Origin of the sequence: Paenibacillus selenitireducens, assembly GCF_002021565.1 — a bacterium.
In the GTDB taxonomy this organism is placed as follows: Bacteria; Bacillota; Bacilli; order Paenibacillales; family Paenibacillaceae; genus Paenibacillus_K; species Paenibacillus_K selenitireducens.
This window is the reverse complement of the sequence record NZ_MSZX01000004.1, coordinates 144,321-165,258: the sequence shown is the minus strand read 5'-3', so window position 1 is coordinate 165,258 and position 20,938 is coordinate 144,321. Positions and strand designations below refer to the sequence as shown.

The window sequence follows — 20,938 nt, the reverse complement described above, 5'->3', positions numbered from 1 at the left end:
ACCCCTATCATTAGAACCACGAATCCTCGAGTTCTTTAGAAGACTCCTTGACGATCGAATTTGCTGGTGTGTTCTCAGCCTCGTGCTCCGGGATAGACCCTTTAGCCTCAGCCTCCGTATCCGCATCAAGACCGTCCTGCAAAACAACCGTCTCGGTATTTCGTACCGCTTCAAGAATCATTTCGTCTAAGCCCTCAATATACGCTTCGATATTCTCAACCATTCTAAGATTCGGATTCGTGGAAGGATTCTTAGGTACGAATAACGTACAGCAATCCTCGAACGGAAGGATCGATAAATCATATGTCCCGATATTTTTAGAGATCTCGATAATTTCATTCTTATCCATCATCACGAGCGGACGCAGCATCGGAATATCCGTCGCTTTGCCAATGACATTCATGCTTCCCAATGTCTGACTCGCGACTTGCCCTAAGCTATCCCCAGTCACCAACGCCATGGCACGATGCTGTTCTGCAAGCTTCGTAGCAATACGAAGCATGGAACGACGCATGAGCGTAATAATCAAATTATCATGGCCAACCTGTGTGAATTTCGTCTGAATTTCTGTAAAAGGCACCATATGCACCTTGATTTTACCAGCGAATCCAGCAAGCACTTGGGCAAGATCTAACACCTTCTGCTGCGCGCGCTCACTCGTGAACGGATAACTGTGGAAATGCACACATTCAATCTCAAGCCCGCGTCGCAGTGCAGACCAACCTGCTACAGGACTGTCAATGCCCCCGGATAATAACAGCATAGCTTTACCGTTCGATCCAAGCGGGAAACCGCCTACAGCTGTCACAATCTCATGGTACATATAGGTACCATCCTGACGAATTTCAATATGAAGATTAATCTCCGGATGGTTCACATCTACTTTCAAAGCAGGAAAAGCACGTAAGATTGGTGAACCGACTAAATGATTCATGTCTTGAGAACCATGAGGGAATGGCTTCCAAACACGCCGTGCACTCACTTTAAAGGTAACAGTACGATCACCTTGCGCTGCCATCACTTCGGTCATAAATCCGAGCGCAATCGCTTGAATTTGTTCTAAATCCGTATCCGCTCGCTTCACGAGACAAATCGAGTTGATCCCGAATACATTTTGAAGTTTAGGTACGATTAATGCTGGATCTACACCATGCAATTCAACATAGATTCGCCCATATTCTTTACGGACAATGGGTTCAGGGAATGCAGCCAGTAATCGGCGTACATGATTTAAAGCGGTATTTTCAAATCGAGTTCGGTTTTTCCCTTTAATGGTAATTTCGCCGAAACGAAGGATAAGCATATCATAATTCATCGTCTGTGTTGTCCCTTCTCCAGTGGCTTCAGCTCTTTTACAATGATGCGAAGTGCTTCAGCAAGCTTTACTATATCTTCTATTGACTGTTCTGCATCCATACTAATTCGTATCCCGCCGGATGCGCGTGCTTCATTACATCCCATCGCTAGGAGTACGCGACTTGGCTTTAAATCTTTTGACGAACAAGCCGATTGGGTAGAAGCCACGATACCATGTTGCTCTAACTTATGAATAATAACCTCCGGCTTCATGCCAGGATAGGAGAAGTGTACCACATGCGGGGCACCTTCTTCTAAATTACGGCTCGAATTGAGCACAAGCTCCGGGATCGAATCAATTCCTTGAATCAAATGCTGGCGCAGCTCACGAAGCTTCGTCACAGCCGTTTCTTGACGCTCCAAAGTCATCCGAACCGCTTTGGCCATCGCGACATTATTCGGAACGTTCAAGGTACCTGCACGCAATCCGCGTTCTTGTTCTCCACCTGCAAATAGCGGTTGAATTTGAACGCCTTCCCGACAATATAATACACCTACGCCTTTAGGACCTCTCAATTTATGAGCGGAGATACTATATAGATCAACGCCCCATTCATGCAATTTCACCGGCACTTTTCCGAGTCCTTGCACACCGTCCACATGGAATAGAATACGAGGATACTCTTTTAATACTTCACCTATAGCTTCAATCGGTTGGATACTTCCAACCTCATTATTCACATGCATGATACTCACCAAGATCGTCTGTTCTGTAATCGCTGCTCGGAGATCGGTGATGCGAATCCGTCCGCTTGAGTCAACAGGCAGATAGGTAACTTGGAATCCTCTCCGCTCAAGCAATCTACAGCACTCATAGACGGAGGCATGTTCAATGCCTGTCGTAATAATATGATTGCCCCGGCTTTTCTTCTGCATGGCAGCACCTTGAATCGCCAGATTATTGCTTTCTGTTGCACCAGACGTGAACAAGATTTCATTCGGTTGAACTTGTAGAGCTGAAGCCATCACTTCCCTTGCCCGCGTGACTAACTTCTCCGCTGCAACCCCTGCTTGATGAATGGAGGATGGATTACTATACTGAAGCTTCATTACTTCACTGACGGTTTGAATCACCTCGTCAAATGGCGGCGTTGAAGCACAATGGTCAAAATACAACATATTTCTTTCTCCTTCCCAGCCTCATGACTTATCTATATAAATACAAAGAAAAGGATCAAAGACTGAGGTTTACCCTCATTTTGATCCGTCATCCTTGCTTTTATCCTTTTTCAGCTTGCTCTTATGCAATTATACCGTAACACTTTGAAGCGCATGATCAATCTTTCTTAGATAGTTCTGTGTTTCCTTCGGGAGAAGGTGTAACTTTTCCATTAGCTCCTGCTCGGTCTGAATCCCTAGCTTCGCTAACCGATTAGGCCCGCCATTATATGCAGCTAGCGCGAGCTTCTCTTGTCCGTCAAAACGCTTTAACTGATAGCTTAAGTATTTCGTGCCACCATCAATATTTTGCGCTGGATCAAATGAGTTCGTAACCCCTAATCCACGGGCAGTCGCATCCATTAATTGCATAAGACCTTTCGCCCCTGCAGAGGAGACCGTCTCTGGATTAAATGACGATTCCACTTTAATGACAGCCTTAATTAAGGCTTCGCTAATTCCATACTTCTGACTCGCTTGTTTAATGATATCATCATATTGTGTCGGAATCGTCTGTTGATTCTCATAGCTTGCAAACGCATTTACATTATCTTCATTAAAGTACGGTGAATCGACTAAGGACGGATAAAGACTGGCTAGCATGTTCAAGTCCAGATTGGATGATGTCGATGCTGTTGTAGACTTGTTGTCAACGCTATTCCATAAGAATTGCTCTAATAATGATTCAAACGTATCACTACCCGAGCTTTGTACGGTTGTACTCTCGAGAGCTGTGCCTGATAAATCAATATTATTCATCACTTGCATTTGAATCATTTGCTTCAACACACGTGGATCAATCTGCATTATTTCTCCCCATTCTGTTATCACATTTGATTTTTATTGTACACCTTTTCCCGATCAAGAACCACTCTTTTTCGACAAAAAAAACAGTGAGACGATTCCTGCGAATCGTCTCACTGTCGGTACCTAACGTATAATAAAAGCAAATACAAAAAATGCAATGGCGCCGATCACCATCGACCAAGTTCCCATGGAACGCTGACCTTGTCTGTAAGCGTAAAAGCCTAAAACTGCCGCAGTCGGCCCCATAATGATTGGCCAGAAGAATAAGGATGCAATCGCAAATACAAGAGCAACCCAACCTAACTGCACGCCCGCTCCCACCCCAGCATCATCATCAACGTCAGGTCGTGCATCGATATCACTCTTCTGCACCCATGCACCTGGAGCTACTTCTGACGCATACTCTTCCTTGTTGTGGTCATCCAATGACTTATCTTCATCTCTTCGATGCTGCCGCGTCCGAAATTCATTGCCAAGCTGCTTCCGGTTACTCACCGAGAACCACCTGCTTTTGGCTTGAATGTATGACAGCATGTCACAGACGAAGTTGGAGCAGGTTCAGGCGATTTAGATTCGAAACCTTCGGCAGCGAATTCCGCATCGTAACGAGCCTGTGCATTCGCATCTACATCAATAATGATGGACTGCGCGTGACACTTGTTCCCTGAACCCCAGTAACTGCAATTTACTACACTACAATTCACAACTGGTTTTTGTGTTGTCATCGTTTATCACCCCAGTAACAAGTTACCCGCTACCTCGGTGTCCTAAACTAGAAATTATTATATTTTCTGGTTCTGCATACGACGTTGTGTCAAATAATCACTTTCGTAATACGACAGCTCGTCGCGCAATTCCTCATATATCTTACTTACCTCAAGAATAATGTTACGGGCCGGTTTAATCGGCTTCTTACCGAAGCGAATGGCATCTTGTCCTGTATAAGCATACCGACCATCTTCCGAATAACACTCATTCTTCGGATAATAGAAGCTGTTCACGCAGCGATGGTATACATCATATAATGCTTTTTCAGCAAAATCGACATCGAATGTTGCGCGTCTTAGCGTTACACCAAGCGATTCATAAGAAACCTCGGAAAATACAAGTACATGCCGTAAATCGGATAAAAATCCTTGGTAGAACTCCTTCATTTCCTGCTCTTCTTCTCCAGCTAATTGCGATAATGCATACTCATTCAAGAAGCTTTCCATCTGTTGGATTGCAAGCTTTAATTTCTCTCTTGTCGTTTCACAGAGTTGCTTCACATTAGATGCTGACATATACGGCTCCCCCTTAAGCAAAAGTTCCAACTAAATCCTACCATAAATCACTTCGAAACGGTACACTTTTCCGCAGGGATCGAATAAATTCGCAGCCTTCGTACCACTCTAATATTGATTAGATCACCACTATGGACTACGGAGGGACAACTTATGCGGCGCGGGCTCATCGCCTTATTATTCGTCATCGGAATCGGGGCGCTTCTCTACCCCATTGTAGCACCTAAAAATCCAGCAAATCCAACGCAACCTGCAAACCCAGCACCCGTACCTCAAGCCACACCCCATATAACAACCTTGCAGGAAAAAAACATGAAGGAAATGGTGCTGAAAAACGACGTCGAGTTAACTCAAAAAATGTGCAAAATCGAATGTACCAATCATGTACAGATGATGCTTCATAAACTGGACAAAGCCACCCCAGCTCGTATTCAAGCCTATGCTTCAAAAATGCAGAAAGACCACAAACATATAGGCTATCTAATCTGGATGGACAATCGCGCAAATAAGCAATACGAATACGGTGCTTTGCCTTCCAAAATGGAGCCTGAGGCGAAGAAAACACTCCAGCAGCATATCCTTACCGCGAAATCGAAAGTAAAAAAGCGTGAGAACTATGAATCCGCACCGGTACTTAAAGGAAATCACAAATATCTCGTGATGGGCATCCCAGCGAAGAATAGCGAACGCGGTATGGTTGCCGTCGTGAATCAAGAAATTCTCAATACTGTAAACAAACATCAGCGCCGCAATTTGCGCTTGATTCCTTATCCGCATGATCATAAATTCCGGGTCAAAACCGTAGACAATGATAACATGAAACCCAAAAGAGCCACCCAAGGCGAAGATAATGCGGACACAAGCCATTACTATACGAATGAGATTGTCGTGAGATTCAAGCATCAGCCAACGGCAGACCAGATGGAGAAAATAAAACGTGATATTCATTGTACACATGTACGCCATGTAGGTTATGCTTACATTTTCCGTTCCAATAAGATGAGTGCTGAAGCATTAACATCCTATTTCAAAGCGTATGATCCTGTGTACGTCGAGCCCCATTTCTTGTATTTGACCAACGAAGTAAGCATGAAGACAACACAAAATGATTCCGGAACAGATCAGCCCAACGATTCGTTGTACAAGCAATATCAATGGAATTTGCCAATTATCGAGACCAATAAAGGCTGGCACCTATCCAAAGGTAAAAAAGAAGTTATCGTAGGTATCGTCGATACAGGCGTAGACCTGACACATCCGGATCTAAAAGGTCAATTGCTTAAAGGATACAACGCAATCGATCCCTCGCTGCCTCCAACCGATGATGTCGGCCATGGCACGCATGTTGCCGGTATCATCGGTGCCCTTGTAAATAACCATGAAGGCGTCGCAGGAATGACTTGGTATAATAAAATTTTGCCTGTCAAAGTGTTGGATGACTCCGGAGCCGGCACTTCCTATTCTGTTGCTCAAGGGATTATATGGGCAGCAGATCATGGTGCGAAAGTCATCAATATGAGTCTTGGCAACTACGCGGAAGCCAGCTTCCTGCATGATGCCATTAAATACGCCTACGACAAGGATGTTGTCCTCGTCGCTGCTACGGGAAATGACAATACGGACCAACCAGGTTATCCGGCCGCATATCCTGAAGTTTTTGCGGTATCCGCTACGACAAAAACGAAAGAAAAGGCGTCTTTCTCGAATTATGGGGACTATGTAGATGTGGTCGCACCTGGCGAGAATATCGCAAGTACCTTTATGGACAATCAGTATGCCGCGCTATCCGGTACATCCATGGCTTGCCCTCACGTATCTGCGTTGGCAGCACTCATTCGATCTGTTAACCCGAATCTCAAGAATACGGAAGTCATGGATATCATGCGTAAAAATGTCATCGACTTAGGGCAGTCGGGTCGAGATATTTATTTTGGTTACGGCCAGATTGACGTCGTCAAGGCACTGGAAGCTGCTGATCAGCAGACGCATACGTTGAATTTCTTCCCTTATTTCGTGAAGAAACAAATGGATAAAGCCGCATCGAAATACCAATAATCACAAAAGGAGAATGGAAGTTTTTCACTTCCATTCTCCTTTTTTTTCATTTAAAACATGTTATCCCATTCCTGTACTATTCAATCCGTACGGCATCTCGTTGGGCAATCAAGCACAATTCTGCAGCTTTGAACGCATGTTCATGCGACATCGCATGTTCGGTCCGATGGATACAATCCAATATCAGCGCGCCGAAGAACGGAAAACCGACTTTACCTTGCACTTCCATCCGCTGCTCCCCATCACGATTAACGAGATAGACTTGGTCACCTGCTTGATCGCGAGCAATATCAATATATTTCCGTAATTCGATATACCCTTCGGTACCTAAGATCAATGTTCGACCGTCACCCCAAGTACCGAGCCCATCCGGCGTAAACCAGTCCACTCGAAAATATCCCGTCGCACCGTTGTCCCCAACAAGCGTCATATCACCAAAATCTTGGAGTTCCGGGTACTGCTTATTGTTGTAATTGGCTACCTTGGCGCTTGTGACCTTCGCATCTTTACAACCGGTAAATGTTAAGAATTGTTCAATCTGATGCGATCCAATATCGCACAAGATTCCCCCGTACTTCTCGAATTGAAAGAACCATTCCGGTCGAGAGGCTGCATTCAGTCGATGCGGGCCTAGACCGATCACTTGAATGACGCGTCCAATCGCGCCTTGTTCGATCAATTGCCCTGCGTATATTGCACTCTCGACATGCAGGCGTTCACTATAGTACACCATATATTTTCGCCCTGTACGTGACGCTACAGCTTTTGCTTCTTCCAACTGATGAAGTGTCGTAAATGGAGCTTTATCCGTAAAATAGTCTTTTCCGCTCTCCATCACGCGCACGCCTAAGGGCCCACGTTCACTAGGAACCGCGGCAGCGGCAACCAGACGAATCTCCGGATCCGATAGAATCTCTTCCGCCGAGGATGCCGCTTTTGCTTGCGGGTAATGCTGCAGGAAAACCTTCACTTTCTCATGATCCGGATCGTAAACCCATTTCAGGTCGGCACCTGCTTCACATAATCCGTTGCACATACCGTAAATATGACCGTGATCCAATGCCATCGCAGCAAAATAAAATTCACCAGATTCGACAACCCGACTCGGTTTACCTTGTGGTGCATAATTCATTCCATCTGATTTTTGCATTTGATTCACCCCTTATATACTGAATTAGCTACACGTTCTTGAAGTAATGTATGATACAAATCTTCATCCAAAGGAAGATCTACCCAGTTATCCGTCCAAGTCGATAGCAACATCGCATTCGAGATGGATAATCCTTTAATGCCTTCTTCCCCTGGTGCGATAAGCGGAGCTCCGTGCAATATGCTATCCGTCCAATTCTGGATGATACCCTTATGTCCCGAGTTTTCGCCGTGAACAGGAATCTCGCATTTCCAACATTCCGGCTCACCGAAGCCGCCTTTATATTCTTCGTTAAATACGGACTCAGGCACACGCAGTCTCCAGAACGTCAATTTGTTATCTTCAATCACGATCTTCCCGCGATCCCCCGTCACTTCAAAACGGTTCGTTCCCGGCGCCTCCCCCGTTGTCGTCACGAATACGCCCGTTGCACCGTTCTCATACTCCACGAAGGCGGTGACATCATCTTCAACCTCGATATTGCGATGTTTGCCAAAATAACAAAAGGCACGAACCCGCTTTGGCATTAACCCTGTCGTCCATTGCCACAAGTCAAGTTGATGCGGATCCTGATTCAATAACACGCCTCCGCCTTCGCCTGCCCATGTTGCACGCCATGATCCTGAATCATAATAACTTTGGGAGCGATACCAATTCGTAATAATCCAATTCGTACGCCGGATCTCACCAAGTTCACCTGAATCAATCAATTCTTTTAACTTCTTATAAATAGGGTTCGTGCGCTGGTTGTACATCATACTGAATTTCAGATCTGTTTTGGCTGCTGCATCATTCATTTCTCGAACTTGCTTCGTATATACGCCTGCTGGCTTCTCACACAACACATGTAAACCGCGTTCAAAGCATTCGATTGCTAACTGTGGGTGATCAAAATGCGGCGTCGCGATGAGGACTCCATCGATGATTCCAGAACTCAGAAATTCATCTACGTTATCAAAAGTCTTCACTTGCTCTCCGAAACGCTCCTTCGCCCATTCCAATCGCTCTGGTTTTATATCACATACTGCTGTCAGAATCGCGCCTTTAACTCCACCATTTATCATATCTGAGGCATGTCCCGTTCCCATATTCCCTATGCCTATGATCCCAATTCGTAATTGTTCCATTTGCCTTCGACCCCTTTGGCTACAAATTCGTATTCGGCTTCATTGTATCATTGGCATACGATCATTCTCTTCACTAGCATTTGCCAGTTTTCCATACCATTTAACTCTGGTTGGGGTATAATGGATTCGACAATGGAAAGGAGAATGATCATGGCTGACCAGATTTTGATGATACAACCGGTTATCATAGGTACGTCGTCCGACCATCACAACCAATATACCTACCATACCCATTCTCACTATGAAATTTATTATTTTCGCGGCGGAAAATGCACGTATTTGATCAATGATCAAATCTACATCATGGAGCCTGGTGATCTTCTTCTTATGCACGGCATGACGCTTCATCGCCCGCACATTGACCCCGTCGAACCGTATATCCGTACCACCATTCATTTTGATCCCGTATTCCTGCAATCTTTCATGCATGCACCTTTAAAAGTAAACGTTCTTGAACCTTTTCAGAAATTACAAAATATTCGCCTTCAGCTTCGGGATGAGACCAAACAAGAGGTTGAAGCATCCATAGACCGGATACAGCAGCTATATGACCTTGGCGATGTGGTATCCATTCAGCGAAGCCATGTACTGCTGCTCGATTTATTGCTTCAAATTCACAACCTATGCAGTACGCCGCTGCAAGCAAAAACAGTCTTGCCATCTGCTAGAGCAGAACACGTCCAACGGATTATCACTTTCATCGAACAGCATTATGCCGAAGAGATAACGCTAGAACGTTTAGAATCAGAATTGCATCTTAGCAAATATTATCTGGCCAAAATTTTCAAGGAGATCACTGGCTTAACTATTTTCTATTACCTAATGCAGCGTCGCGTCAAACAAGCTAAAGTCGAACTCATGGGAGGCGTAAGGCCGATCACCGATATCGGTTATGAGGTAGGCTTCAAATACCCCTCGCATTTCAGCCGGGCCTTTAAGCAGCACGCTGGCGTAACACCAGAACAATATCGGAAAAAGAATCTTTTTCCAAGCTCATCATCATAAAACAACAATATCAGTTAAATGTTCTTCGACATCAGCAAATTTCAGATAATGTCCCGTTCGATACCTATGCTATCATGAACACAAATAGACGAAATACATAAGGAGCGAGCTACTATGAAATTTGCTGTCTTTACGGTCATGATGCCAGAGATCCCTTATACAGAAGCACCAGCACTCCTCAAGAAATATGGTTATGACGGTGTGGAGTGGCGTTTTACATCAATATCTGAAGAGAAGCGTCAAGACTCCCCCTCTTTCTGGGGAAATAATCTATGTACCCTGGATTCCAACGCAGATCCTTCCGTATGGACCGAAGTTCATCGCCTGACTGAACAAGCGGGGTTAACTGTGCCGAACATTGCAAGTTATATCACATGCGGCGATCTTCAGGCTGTAGAACAAGCCATGAAAGCAGCAGTGATCTTGCAAGCTCCGTCGATTCGTGTAGGAGCTCCGGGATATGACCGCAAGATTGGATTTGATGCGTTATTCCAGAAGACGCGGGAGTTCCTGAGCGGGGTATCCGCATTAAGCGAACAATATGGTATCCAAGGGCTCGTGGAGATTCATCACAATACCATCATTCCAAGCGCAAGCGCAGCGCGTCGCCTCGTAGAAGGCTTTGATCCGAAGCGTATCGGTGTCATCTATGATTCAGGAAACATGGTATATGAGGGATACGAACAGACATTAATGGGGTTACAAATTCTTGGCGAGTATCTAGCCCATGTCCATGTAAAAAACGCGAAATGGGCACCAACCAATGAAAAAGAAATTACGGCAGGGCATGCTGCTCATTGGCAAGCATCGTGGGAAGGCATTTCGAATGGTATTATTCATTGGCCGCAAGTTATTCAGGATCTGAAGACTTTCGGTTATGACGGATGGCTCAGCTATGAAGATTTTAGCGGCACTTTGCCAACAGACAGAGCATTACAGGATAATTTGGCCTATATTCGTTCACTTCTATAGTGGTAAAATAAAGCACAAATTAAAAACCGCAAAACACTTCAAAAGTGTCTTGCGGTTTTTAATTTGCGTGGAAAGTTCGCCGTAAGCCGGGTTCTGTACTTACCGTGGTAATACGGGGGCTACCCTCCCACTTGTAAGTGACAATCATCTATCTAGACTGTACATTGCTGCACAGTTCCAGCGACCAACCCAGACGCACCTCGGGCTAAGGCTGCAGCCTCGAAAGCTGCTTGCGTCCCATTAGGTCTTGCTCCAGATGGGGTTTACCAGGAACGAAGTCACCAGCGTTCCTCGTGGTCTCTTACACCACGGTTCCATCCTTGCCTGATCCGCATAAAGCGGCCATCGGCGGTCCATTTCTGTGGCACTATCCTTCAACTCGCGTTGACTGGACGTTATCCAGCATCCTGCCCTGTGGAGCCCGGACTTTCCTCTCGTGATTTGCATCACCAGCGATTGTCTGTCAAACTTTCCGACAACATACGTTAGTATACTCGTATTTGTCCCAAAGCACAAGAACAAAGTCCTAGCAAACTTAGCTCATTCTGGAAATCCACGTTATGCCTAAACGAATTGGAACACTTCCGTCGATAATTCCGATGCGATAATCCGTGTCGTATATTTATGTTCTTCCATTTTCTTTTGTAACATCGCGGCTACGGCTGGCTTGACGATTTTCTCCACATTGTGACCGGGATCGATTAATGCAATCCCTGCTGCTAATGCATCGTGGGCCGTATGGTAATCAATATCTCCCGTGACCAGCACATCCGCACCGCGGAATAAGGCGTGCTTCACATATCTTGATCCGGAGCCGCCAAGCACGGCAACCTTTCTCACATCACGCTTCAAATCACCAACAACACGAACTTGCGGTACGTCAAAACGTTCCTTCACACGCTCAACCAAATCTGCTAATGTCAACGCGTCCTGAAGCTTCCCTACGCGACCTAGCCCAAAGCTGCGTCCTTTTAAATCCATACGATATAAATCGTAGGCAACTTCTTCATACGGATGCGCCTTGAGCATCGCTTGAACCACTTTACGCTGGATACTTTGAGGGACGATCGTCTCGATTCGTATCTCAGGGACACGTTCCATGACACCTTGGCTGCCGATATACGGATTGGTTCCTTCCAGCGGAACAAAGGTTCCTGTCCCTTGGCTATTAAAGCTGCAATGGCTGTAATTACCGATATGTCCTGCCCCTGCATTTAACATAGCCTGCATAACCTTCTCATGATCTGTCTCCGGTACGAATACGACTAACTTGAACAGATGATCTGTATGAATCTCTTCGAGGCATGTGCAATCCTGTAATTCGAGTGCGTCTGCCATCAAATCATTTACGCCGCCTTCAGCCGTATCCAAATTCGTGTGTGCAATATAGACTGCGATGTCATGTTTGATCAACTTCTCATACAGTTTCCCCATAGGTGTATCCGTCGTCAGTTGAGCAATGGGACGATATATAATCGCATGATGAGCAATGATCAAGTCCACGTCTTTCGCAATCGCTTCATCGACCACTTCCTCCGTCACGTCCAAGGCCACAAGGACATTCCTGATTTGCTTTTGCAGCGTCCCTAATTGTAGGCCAATTTTGTCATCGGGTACGGCATAATGTTTGGGAGCGAACTGCTCCATGTATTGAATTATGGTCTGCCCTTTTGCAAGCATTGCAATACCTCCTCAATTCGCCCAATTTGTTGTTGAAAAGCCTGTTCCTTGACGCGGGACTCCTCTGCTTGAGATTGCTGCAGTGTCTGTACGATTCGTTCCAGCTTGCTCTTCTCGGACTCCCATTTGCGAGCAAATGCAGCATTCGGTTGACTCAATAAGTAAGGTCCCATCCAAATTTGTTGCTCCTTCGATACGTGAACACCATAGGCTTCTAAGGGATTCGCGGCATACAACTCCGCATTGCGCGCTGCAGCATCTTCAGCCCGAACAGCGACAATCACTTCGTAGAACTTCCCGTCTTCCTCAAGGATATGTTCATCCACTAACAGCCAATTCTCCTGTAATAGCCATTGACGTACCGTGTCTTCACCGACATTCGGCTGAAGCACCAATCGCTCGATCCCGACCAATTTAGCAGGATCTGCCGATAAAATTTTGACGATAAGACTACCGCCCATACCAGCAATCGTAATGACATTCACCTCGCCCGGTTGGATAACGGCTAACCCATCGCCTTCACGCACGGTTATGTACTGCTCCAATTGTTCTTCACGAACTTGCTTCTGCGCTGCCTCGAGCGGCCCAGGATTTACTTCCCCCGCAATCGCGCTTAATGCTTGTCCTGAATTCACAAGATAGCACGGTAAAAGCGCATGGTCTGATCCAATATCTGCAACACGGGAGCCATGTGGTACTTGATCAGCTATTAACTTTAATCGTTCAGAAAGCTTTATTATCTTCGTCATGTTAAACAACCCACGCAATCCATTTTTTTCGTAAACTAAACAATAGCACGGCTCCTAGAACAATCTTCACGAACAATGCCGACTGAATAAATCCCATACTTAAATATTCTTTATAAAAGAACATTTCGTGCAGTTCTGGAACGAACCAGAGTAATGTACCGATTAGGAATAAGACAGATGACCCCGTCTTGTTCTTATGATGTACATACCAACTCAACCAAAGCATTACGAAACAAATCGGCAACCAGAAGATCTCAACTTCATACCAAGCTGCATCCGGCATCGTTCTGGTCAGGAATGCACCGTATAACAGAACAAACCCGATCCATCCACAAAAATGAAGCAAGGGTACTTGGACGAACGTCCCGATCAGCAGCCACGTTAGACTACACGCCATAATTAGCATGACAACACTAAATTGGTTATCTACCTCATGCCACTGCAGCAGCATCATTCCTACGCTGATCATCGTCATGCTGCCAATCCCAAGCATCATAAGACTTGTGGACGGTTGCTTCCGTCGAATCTTCACGCCAAGCCCGTAACAACAGGTAATAAAAGCAACTCCTGTGAAAATTTGCAATGCAAGAGGAAATCCTTTAAAATGAAGTACAACAAAACAAATCAAGGAAAAAATAACAAATCCAAGCAACCAACGTTTCCAGCTCCATAACATCAGTGACTGTATGGAGAACCAAGAAGATGTAGAAGAACCCGCTGTATGAAGCCGTTGATCTGGATGATCTTCATATAGATTCAACAGAAAATCACAGTATTGCTCTGGTAATAATCGGCTATTTCGCCAATGAAGGATTTCTCTTACAATGATCTTTCGTTTGTCCAATTTGTCCGATTCCATTCCATTGATCCTCTCCCTCGGCTGAGAGATATCTGAGCCGTTTCTAACAAAAAGACCTTACTGCAAACCGCAGAAGGTCCATAACATGCGCTTTATTCGAGAAAATCTTTAAGACGTTTGCTTCGACTTGGATGACGAAGTTTACGCAACGCTTTCGCCTCGATTTGACGGATCCGTTCACGTGTAACGCCAAATACTTTACCTACTTCTTCTAACGTTCTTGTCCGACCATCATCTAATCCAAAACGTAGACGGAGAACATTCTCCTCGCGCTCGGTCAATGTATCGAGAACGTCTTCCAATTGTTCTTTCAACAACTCGTAGGCTGCTGCATCTGCAGGAGCTAATGCCTCTTGATCCTCAATAAAATCACCCAAGTGAGAGTCGTCTTCTTCCCCGATCGGAGTCTCAAGCGATACTGGCTCTTGTGCAATCTTCATAATTTCACGGACTTTATCGGTGCTTAGTTCCATTTCAGCTGCAATTTCTTCTGGAGTTGGTTCGCGCCCTAATTCTTGCAGTAACTGACGGGATACCCGAATCAATTTGTTAATGGTTTCGACCATATGCACAGGAATCCGAATCGTTCTGGCTTGGTCTGCGATCGCACGGGTAATCGCTTGACGAATCCACCAAGTCGCATACGTACTGAACTTAAATCCTTTACGGTGATCAAATTTCTCGACCGCTTTAATCAGACCCATGTTCCCTTCTTGAATCAAGTCCAAGAATAGCATACCGCGTCCAACATAACGTTTTGCGATACTTACCACGAGACGAAGGTTCGCTTCAGCTAATCTGCGTTTCGCTTCTTCGTCGCCATTCTCAATACGTTCCGCTAGAAGAACTTCATCGTCAGCAGATAGTAGAGGTACACGTCCGATTTCCTTCAGATACATCCGCACGGGGTCATTAATTTTAATACCTGGTGGGAGTGTTAAATCATCGTCGAAGTTGAATTCATCATGTTCACGTTCTTGATCGTCAGATCCCCTGTTGTCTTCATCGGTTTCGTTGTTGACCTCAATCCCCAAATCAGCCAAATGTTCAAAAAACTCATCCATTTGCTCTGCATCTTGATCAAAAGATGCCATCTTCTCCATGATTTCCTTGTAGCTCAGTGTGGATCTTTTCTTACCGATCTCAATTAATTGATCTTTAACTTGGTCTAATGTCAATTCTGTTTCTAGTTCAGTATGTTGATCATTCGCCATAATTCGACTCCCTCCTCCCTAGAAACTGCGTATTATCCATCATTTCAGGTCTCTCTCTAGGGCTATAATCTCACTTGCAATTTGTGCAGCTCGCAGAAAATCTCCGGCGCGCTCCGCTTCTTTCACTTCATCTCGTTTATGTTTAACTTCACGAAGTCTTGGTACCTTCTGAATTTCACGAATGTAATCATCAAGCACTTGTGGGTTAAACTCCAACTGAACTTCCATCATGGATATCGAAATTGCGATCTTCTCCAAGCGGTCGTCTAACAATGAAGAGATGAATCGGCTGATATCCGGTTCCTTCCCTTGTGCGTAGTATGCATATAGATAAGCAGCAATCGCTGCATGATCTTCTACGTTAAATTCATCACCGAGACGTTCTTGAACATAACGGGTAACTTCCAGATCCTGTAGCATGAGCGCAATGATTGTTCGTTCAGCGTTATGATAGGCTGGTAACAGGTTTGGTGGCGGAGTTACTCGTTTTTCATTCATAACATTATTCCACCAATTGTCGTTATTATCCCCAACCGGTTTCTTTTTTTGCAACGTGATTCGAAATTCATTACATTCTTGCTTCAGCGTCTCATAATCAAAGATTGGAAATTGTTGAGCTAATTCTTTCAAATAAACTTCACGCTCTGTCGGTGATTGTATTTCAGCGATTAATTTCGTCGCCTCACTGACATACCGCTGCTTACCACTGTCTTCTAGCAGTATATGGCTTTTTTTCAAATATATAAGCTTAAATTTCGTAGGGGTAACTGCACCTTCAATGATTTGATGACGGAATCGCTCTTTCCCATGTTCTTTAATATATTCATCTGGGTCTAATCGGTCCGGCAACACGGCTACACGAGCTTGAAATCCTGCTTTCTCAAGCATGGGTATTGCCTTCATTGCTGCAGCTTGTCCAGCATCATCGCCATCGTAACAGACAACGACTTCTTCTGCTTGGTTCTTCAAATGATTCAAATGATCGGATGTTAGCGCGGTTCCCATCGTAGCGATTCCGTTCGTAACACCAGCATCCCAAGCTTGAATCACATCAACATATCCTTCAAATAGCACAATTTGGTGGGCTTTTCGTATGGAAGGTTTGGCATGATGCAAATTATAAAGCACACGGCTTTTATTAAAGAGCATCGATTCTGGTGAATTCAAATATTTGGGTTGACCATCATGCAGCATTCGTCCACCAAACGCGATGACTTTACCGTTACGATCCCAGATTGGAAACATGATTCGATCCCGAAAACGATCCACATACCCTGATTCATCCGAACGCATGGATAAAAGTCCACCTTGTTCCATCTCAGAAAGATCGAATCCTCGCTTCGTCAGAAATTGAGTTAATGTATCCCATCGGTTCGGCGCATATCCGATTTGAAATTGATCAATAAGCTTGTCTGTAAAACCACGTTGTCGCAAATACTCCATTGCAGGCTGACCGTGATCCGAGTTTTTGAGCAGAAAATGGTACAGCATCGCGGTAAGTTCATGCGCTTTAAGTAGTTGGTCGCGAAGCAGGTTACGAGGGGATTGTTCCATCGCCTGGGCGTTCCAACTTATTGGGATGTTCGCATCTTCCGCCATGGTACGTACTGCTTCCGGAAAGGAATAGCTCTCGATTTCCATCACGAACTTAATCGCATTTCCACCTTTGCCACAGCCGTAACAATGAAAAATTTGTTTGTCTGGTGTAACTGTAAATGACGGTGTCTTCTCAGAGTGAAATGGGCACAGCCCTTTCATATACTTTCCTTGCTTAGTTAGATGAACATATTTTCCGACGACATCAACGATGTCATGTTGTTGTAACACCGCTTCAATAACATCTTCCGGAATGTTGCCGTTACCGGTACTCATCTGAACCACCTTCATCTCTTTTACACGTACGTATATTTATTCGCTATAACGAAACATTCTCCTGCAAGTTCCTCAAAACTTTTGTCAGTTTATGTTGGAAAATTTGTCGATCTTCTTCTGTGAAGGGTTTTGGACCTTTGGAATGCTTCCCACTTCGCCGTTGTTTGGCTTGGGTATGCCTTCGATCCAATAAGAAATCAATCGTCTCATCCGTATATTGCTGACCTCGCGGCGAGAGGACAATAGCACGTTTGGCAAGCCCTATCGTCGCGAGTCCGAAATCTTGGGTCACAAGAATATCTTGCGCACAGATTCGATTGGCAATATATAAGTCGACAGATTGATCTGATCGATCCACTTGAATTGTTTCGACACCTTCCGACACTTGCAGTCTGTGATCGTATGAAGCCACCATAAGTACTGAAGCTTGGTACAATTTTGCGGCTTGGATGATCTCTTGCTTCACTGGACATGCATCTGCATCCACTACAATGCGATAAGTTGACATAGGGATGGAGATCACCCATTTCTTCATAAGGATTTAAAGAGAACTTACATTCTCCTTATTATTATATACGATGAAGAATGAAAAAATCCTGCAAGCCATTGCGACTTAAGCCCAGACGATTTTCGAAAAATCAGCAAAAGACTTCAAATCTTCCGAAATAGCATGTAATTGAGCCAATCGGTTCGCACGAACATCGAGATCTTCAGCCATAACCATGACTTTGTCGAAGTATGCTGTAATCGCTTCTTTTAAACCGCTAAGGTCTTGAAGTGCTTTGGCATAATCGCCTGTCTGTAAAGATTCTTGATAATGTGCATGGACATCGTTGTAGCAATCGAAAAGATCACGCTCAACGCTTTCCACAAATTTTCCAGCATCAATGGTAAAATCTTCTGCTTTCGCAGCCAAATTCGATGCACGGTTGAACGATTCGACCGTTACTTTAAAGTCAGGCTGCTCATTCACAACCTTCATTAATGCTGTACCGCGTTGTACGACCGATACGACATCATCATAACCACTCGCCATAACCGCATCTACAACATCATAACGGACATTGTCAGATAAGACATTTTTGACACGAAGAGCAAAGAAGTCATATAGGTCTTTACGTATTTCATCACGGCTTCGTTTCAACAATTGTTTGGACTCATGGACAGCGATCGCCATATCGAACAATTCAGTTAACGTGAAAGATAACCCTTGATCCAGCATAATTTGCACGATGCCTGCTGCTTGGCGGCGCAATGCATACGGATCCTGCGATCCCGTCGGGATGATGCCGATCGAGAAACAACCTACGATGGTATCCATTTTATCCGCAATACTTACAATAGCACCCGGTAAGGAAGACGGCGATTGATCGCCTGAGAATCGAGGTTGATAGTGCTCATTGATGGCCACAGCAACCTGTTCGGCTTCCCCTGCTTTACGCGCATAATCCTCACCCATAACGCCTTGAAGTTCAGGGAATTCATAGACCATTTGCGTAACCAGATCAAATTTGCATACATCCGCTGCACGGCTAACCCATGCAGTTGTGTCCGCATCTGCTTGAAGACGCGTAGCAAGCGTATCTGAAATGGCACGAATGCGGCGAACTTTATCCCCTACCGTGCCTAACTCTTCATGGAATACGATCGTCTCCAGCTTCGCAAGGAAATCAGCGATTGGAGATTTCTGATCTTCATGATAGAAGAATTTCGCATCGGACAAGCGTGCGCGCAATACCTTTTCATTCCCTTTTGCAACCGTTTCGATAGCATGACGATCCCCGTTACGAACCGTAACAAAGAAAGGTAGAAGTTGACCTGATGCATTAAGCACCGGGAAGTAACGTTGATGCTCACGCATCGATGTGATTAAGACATCTTGAGGAATTTCCAAGAATGACGGATCGAAAGTTCCGAATAGTGCATTCGGATACTCTACCAAGAACAATACTTCCTCCAAAAGATCCTCTTTGATCGCAATCTTCCATTGCTTCTCTTCAGCTAACGCATGGATTTGATCTAAAATCAGCTTTTGACGTTCCTCCACATCTGCAATAACGAATTGTTCGCGTAGACGATCTACGTATTCTGCAGGTGAGGAGACGATCGTTTCTTGGCCTAAGAACCGATGACCGCGAGTTACATTCCCCGCATGAACACCGCAGATTTCTAAAGGTACAATCTCTTGACCAAATAGAGCGACTAACCAGCGAATTGGACGCACAAATTTAAAATCATAAGCACCCCAACGCATATTTTTCGGGAAATTCATCGCCGAGATACAATTCATCAGACCTTCAGCGAGCAACGAAGAAGTTTCTACACCTTGGCTGCTTTTGTTCGCATAGATATATTCTACGCCGCCTAATTCTTTGAAGAAGAATTGCTCCAGTTCAACACCTTGACTGCGTGCAAAACCTAAAGCTGCCTTACTCCAGTTCCCGCTCTCATCTTGTGCAATTTTACGAGAAGGTCCTTTCACTTCTTCGTTCACGTCTTGCTGCTTATCTGCAACGGCATGAATAAGAACTGCAATTCGGCGTGGAGTTGCATATGCCTGAACGTCGCCAAACTCAATGCGAGATTCCGTAAGCCACTTCACGACACGTTCCTTCAATTGCTCCATGGCATTCCGAAGAAAGCGAGCAGGTACTTCTTCCATTCCGATCTCTAGTAATAAGTCTCTAGTCATCTTACACCTCTCCTTTCTTCAGCATAGGGAAGCCTAGCTTCTCGCGCTCTGCTAAATAAGTAGCTGCTACTTGACGAGCCAAGTTACGTACGCGTGTAATGTATCCCGTTCTTTCGGTTACACTAATTGCGCCGCGTGCATCCAATAAATTAAACGTGTGTGAACATTTCAGCACGTAATCATAAGCCGGGAATACAAGGTTCTGATCCATCGTCTTACGCGCTTCCTCTTCATACGTGTTAAACAATTGGAATAGCATTTTAACATCAGATGTCTCAAATGTATATTTCGAATGTTCATATTCAGGCTGCAAGAATACGTCCCCATAGGAAACGCCTTCTACCCATTCCAAATCGAACACATTTTCTTTTGCTTGGATATACGAAGCAAGGCGCTCTAATCCATACGTTATTTCAACCGCTACAGGATTCGTCTCAATACCTCCAACTTGTTGGAAATATGTAAATTGCGTCACTTCCATACCATCCAACCATACTTCCCAACCTAATCCCCATGCACCGAGTCCTGGATGCTCCCAGTTATCTTCAACAAAACGAATGTCATGTTCAAGCGGGTCAACACCAAGACGTTTCAAGCTTTCTAAATAAAGCTCTTGGATATTATCCGGCGATGGCTTCATGATCACTTGGAATTGGTGATGCTGGTACAACCGGTTCGGGTTCTCGCCATAGCGTCCGTCTGCAGGACGGCGTGAAGGCTCAACATATGCCACATTCCAAGGCTCAGGACCAATGCTGCGTAAGAAAGTCATTGGATTGAGCGTACCCGCACCTTTCTCCACATCGTACGGCTGAACAACAATACATTTTTGTTCGGCCCAAAAATTTTGCAGGGTCAAAATAATCTGCTGAAAGTTCATTTTCCATGCTCCTTTACCAATGTAGTTCTATCTCTCTGTACAACAAAAAACTCTCTTCCCCATGCCCGTTGTACAGACA

The 20,938-nt window shown here is 44.8% G+C and carries 19 protein-coding genes and 1 other RNA gene; 3 read left to right on the top strand and 17 right to left on the bottom strand.

Going from position 1 to position 20,938, the window contains the following annotated elements:
• Positions 1-10: 10 nt before the first annotated feature.
• From thiI to BVG16_RS11170, 6 genes are all read right to left on the bottom strand, one after another.
• Positions 11-1,315 carry a tRNA uracil 4-sulfurtransferase ThiI gene (gene thiI, locus BVG16_RS11195; RefSeq protein ID WP_078498715.1) on the bottom strand — a complete coding sequence of 435 codons (1,305 nt, stop codon included), beginning with the start codon at positions 1,313-1,315 and terminating at the stop codon, positions 11-13.
• On the bottom strand, positions 1,312-2,475 hold the full coding sequence (locus BVG16_RS11190) for a cysteine desulfurase family protein (protein WP_078498714.1): 1,164 nt from the start codon (positions 2,473-2,475) through the stop codon (positions 1,312-1,314). The genes thiI and BVG16_RS11190 overlap by 4 nt, the downstream gene beginning before the upstream one ends.
• A 129-nt stretch (positions 2,476-2,604) precedes the next feature.
• Positions 2,605-3,321, bottom strand: a complete 717-nt coding sequence (locus BVG16_RS11185) for a lytic transglycosylase domain-containing protein (protein ID WP_078498713.1) — start codon at positions 3,319-3,321, stop codon at positions 2,605-2,607.
• A gap of 123 nt (positions 3,322-3,444) precedes the next feature.
• The gene (locus BVG16_RS11180; RefSeq protein WP_078498712.1) at positions 3,445-3,816 is read right to left on the bottom strand and encodes an MFS transporter; all 372 of its coding nucleotides are present in this window, start codon (positions 3,814-3,816) and stop codon (positions 3,445-3,447) included.
• Positions 3,813-4,046 (bottom strand): DUF1540 domain-containing protein, encoded by a 234-nt coding sequence (locus BVG16_RS11175; RefSeq protein WP_078498711.1) that lies wholly within the window; start codon positions 4,044-4,046, stop codon positions 3,813-3,815. Before BVG16_RS11175 ends, BVG16_RS11180 begins: the two co-directional genes overlap by 4 nt.
• Positions 4,047-4,103: 57 nt before the next feature.
• On the bottom strand, positions 4,104-4,604 hold the full coding sequence (locus BVG16_RS11170; RefSeq protein WP_078498710.1) for a YpuI family protein: 501 nt from the start codon (positions 4,602-4,604) through the stop codon (positions 4,104-4,106).
• Positions 4,605-4,757: 153 nt separating this feature from the next.
• On the opposite strand from BVG16_RS11170, the gene BVG16_RS11165 reads away from it, so the two are divergent.
• Positions 4,758-6,659: a S8 family peptidase gene (locus BVG16_RS11165; protein WP_078498709.1), complete on the top strand. Its 1,902-nt coding sequence runs from the start codon at positions 4,758-4,760 to the stop codon at positions 6,657-6,659.
• A gap of 76 nt (positions 6,660-6,735) precedes the next feature.
• Here the strand turns inward: BVG16_RS11165 and BVG16_RS11160 are convergent, their stop codons facing one another.
• Together BVG16_RS11160 and BVG16_RS11155 are read right to left on the bottom strand one after the other, a co-directional pair.
• Positions 6,736-7,809 (bottom strand): Gfo/Idh/MocA family protein, encoded by a 1,074-nt coding sequence (locus BVG16_RS11160; RefSeq protein ID WP_078498708.1) that lies wholly within the window; start codon positions 7,807-7,809, stop codon positions 6,736-6,738.
• Positions 7,810-7,814: 5 nt separating this feature from the next.
• Positions 7,815-8,936 (bottom strand): Gfo/Idh/MocA family protein, encoded by a 1,122-nt coding sequence (locus BVG16_RS11155; RefSeq protein WP_078498707.1) that lies wholly within the window; start codon positions 8,934-8,936, stop codon positions 7,815-7,817.
• A 150-nt stretch (positions 8,937-9,086) separates the two neighbouring features.
• Here BVG16_RS11155 and BVG16_RS11150 point away from each other — a divergent pair, with 150 nt between their 5' ends.
• Positions 9,087-9,941: a helix-turn-helix transcriptional regulator gene (locus BVG16_RS11150; RefSeq protein ID WP_158081668.1), complete on the top strand. Its 855-nt coding sequence runs from the start codon at positions 9,087-9,089 to the stop codon at positions 9,939-9,941.
• A 114-nt stretch (positions 9,942-10,055) separates the two neighbouring features.
• On the top strand, positions 10,056-10,913 hold the full coding sequence (locus BVG16_RS11145) for a sugar phosphate isomerase/epimerase family protein (RefSeq protein ID WP_078498705.1): 858 nt from the start codon (positions 10,056-10,058) through the stop codon (positions 10,911-10,913).
• Between the two features lie 67 nt (positions 10,914-10,980).
• On the opposite strand, the gene rnpB is transcribed toward BVG16_RS11145, so the two are convergent.
• From rnpB to glyQ, 9 genes are all read right to left on the bottom strand, one after another.
• An RNA gene (gene rnpB, locus BVG16_RS11140) (RNase P RNA component class A) lies at positions 10,981-11,385 on the bottom strand.
• Positions 11,386-11,477: 92 nt separating this feature from the next.
• The gene (locus BVG16_RS11135) at positions 11,478-12,593 is read right to left on the bottom strand and encodes a Nif3-like dinuclear metal center hexameric protein (protein WP_078498704.1); all 1,116 of its coding nucleotides are present in this window, start codon (positions 12,591-12,593) and stop codon (positions 11,478-11,480) included.
• Positions 12,569-13,342: a tRNA (adenine(22)-N(1))-methyltransferase gene (locus BVG16_RS11130; RefSeq protein ID WP_198957448.1), complete on the bottom strand. Its 774-nt coding sequence runs from the start codon at positions 13,340-13,342 to the stop codon at positions 12,569-12,571. Before BVG16_RS11130 ends, BVG16_RS11135 begins: the two co-directional genes overlap by 25 nt.
• Position 13,343: 1 nt before the next feature.
• Complete coding sequence (locus tag BVG16_RS11125; RefSeq protein WP_078498702.1) at positions 13,344-14,201, bottom strand: hypothetical protein; 858 nt, start codon at positions 14,199-14,201, stop codon at positions 13,344-13,346.
• 92 nt (positions 14,202-14,293) lie between these two features.
• A complete protein-coding gene (rpoD, locus tag BVG16_RS11120; RefSeq protein ID WP_078498701.1) occupies positions 14,294-15,415 on the bottom strand; it encodes an RNA polymerase sigma factor RpoD in 1,122 nt (373 codons plus the stop codon).
• A gap of 39 nt (positions 15,416-15,454) precedes the next feature.
• Positions 15,455-17,287, bottom strand: a complete 1,833-nt coding sequence (gene dnaG / locus BVG16_RS11115) for a DNA primase (protein ID WP_078498700.1) — start codon at positions 17,285-17,287, stop codon at positions 15,455-15,457.
• 43 nt (positions 17,288-17,330) lie between these two features.
• Positions 17,331-17,795, bottom strand: a complete 465-nt coding sequence (locus BVG16_RS11110; protein WP_198957447.1) for a YaiI/YqxD family protein — start codon at positions 17,793-17,795, stop codon at positions 17,331-17,333.
• 105 nt (positions 17,796-17,900) lie between these two features.
• A complete protein-coding gene (gene glyS / locus BVG16_RS11105; RefSeq protein ID WP_078498698.1) occupies positions 17,901-19,979 on the bottom strand; it encodes a glycine--tRNA ligase subunit beta in 2,079 nt (692 codons plus the stop codon).
• Between the two features lies 1 nt (position 19,980).
• Positions 19,981-20,859 (bottom strand): glycine--tRNA ligase subunit alpha, encoded by an 879-nt coding sequence (gene glyQ / locus BVG16_RS11100; protein WP_078498697.1) that lies wholly within the window; start codon positions 20,857-20,859, stop codon positions 19,981-19,983.
• Between the last annotated feature and the right edge of the window lie 79 nt (positions 20,860-20,938).

Coding starts and splice junctions, on each gene's coding strand:
- BVG16_RS11160 (WP_078498708.1), bottom strand. CDS start 7,809: ATGCAAAAATCAGATGGAATGAATTATGCACCACAAGGTAAACCGAGT.
- BVG16_RS11170 (WP_078498710.1), bottom strand. CDS start 4,604: ATGTCAGCATCTAATGTGAAGCAACTCTGTGAAACGACAAGAGAGAAA.
- BVG16_RS11150 (WP_158081668.1), top strand. CDS start 9,087: ATGGCTGACCAGATTTTGATGATACAACCGGTTATCATAGGTACGTCG.
- BVG16_RS11110 (WP_198957447.1), bottom strand. CDS start 17,795: ATGTCAACTTATCGCATTGTAGTGGATGCAGATGCATGTCCAGTGAAG.
- glyQ (WP_078498697.1), bottom strand. CDS start 20,859: ATGAACTTTCAGCAGATTATTTTGACCCTGCAAAATTTTTGGGCCGAA.
- BVG16_RS11155 (WP_078498707.1), bottom strand. CDS start 8,936: ATGGAACAATTACGAATTGGGATCATAGGCATAGGGAATATGGGAACG.
- BVG16_RS11135 (WP_078498704.1), bottom strand. CDS start 12,593: ATGCTTGCAAAAGGGCAGACCATAATTCAATACATGGAGCAGTTCGCT.
- glyS (WP_078498698.1), bottom strand. CDS start 19,979: ATGACTAGAGACTTATTACTAGAGATCGGAATGGAAGAAGTACCTGCT.
- BVG16_RS11130 (WP_198957448.1), bottom strand. CDS start 13,342: ATGACGAAGATAATAAAGCTTTCTGAACGATTAAAGTTAATAGCTGAT.
- BVG16_RS11190 (WP_078498714.1), bottom strand. CDS start 2,475: ATGTTGTATTTTGACCATTGTGCTTCAACGCCGCCATTTGACGAGGTG.
- BVG16_RS11125 (WP_078498702.1), bottom strand. CDS start 14,201: ATGGAATCGGACAAATTGGACAAACGAAAGATCATTGTAAGAGAAATC.
- rpoD (WP_078498701.1), bottom strand. CDS start 15,415: ATGGCGAATGATCAACATACTGAACTAGAAACAGAATTGACATTAGAC.
- dnaG (WP_078498700.1), bottom strand. CDS start 17,287: ATGAGTACCGGTAACGGCAACATTCCGGAAGATGTTATTGAAGCGGTG.
- BVG16_RS11175 (WP_078498711.1), bottom strand. CDS start 4,046: ATGACAACACAAAAACCAGTTGTGAATTGTAGTGTAGTAAATTGCAGT.
- BVG16_RS11145 (WP_078498705.1), top strand. CDS start 10,056: ATGAAATTTGCTGTCTTTACGGTCATGATGCCAGAGATCCCTTATACA.
- BVG16_RS11185 (WP_078498713.1), bottom strand. CDS start 3,321: ATGCAGATTGATCCACGTGTGTTGAAGCAAATGATTCAAATGCAAGTG.
- thiI (WP_078498715.1), bottom strand. CDS start 1,315: ATGAATTATGATATGCTTATCCTTCGTTTCGGCGAAATTACCATTAAA.
- BVG16_RS11165 (WP_078498709.1), top strand. CDS start 4,758: ATGCGGCGCGGGCTCATCGCCTTATTATTCGTCATCGGAATCGGGGCG.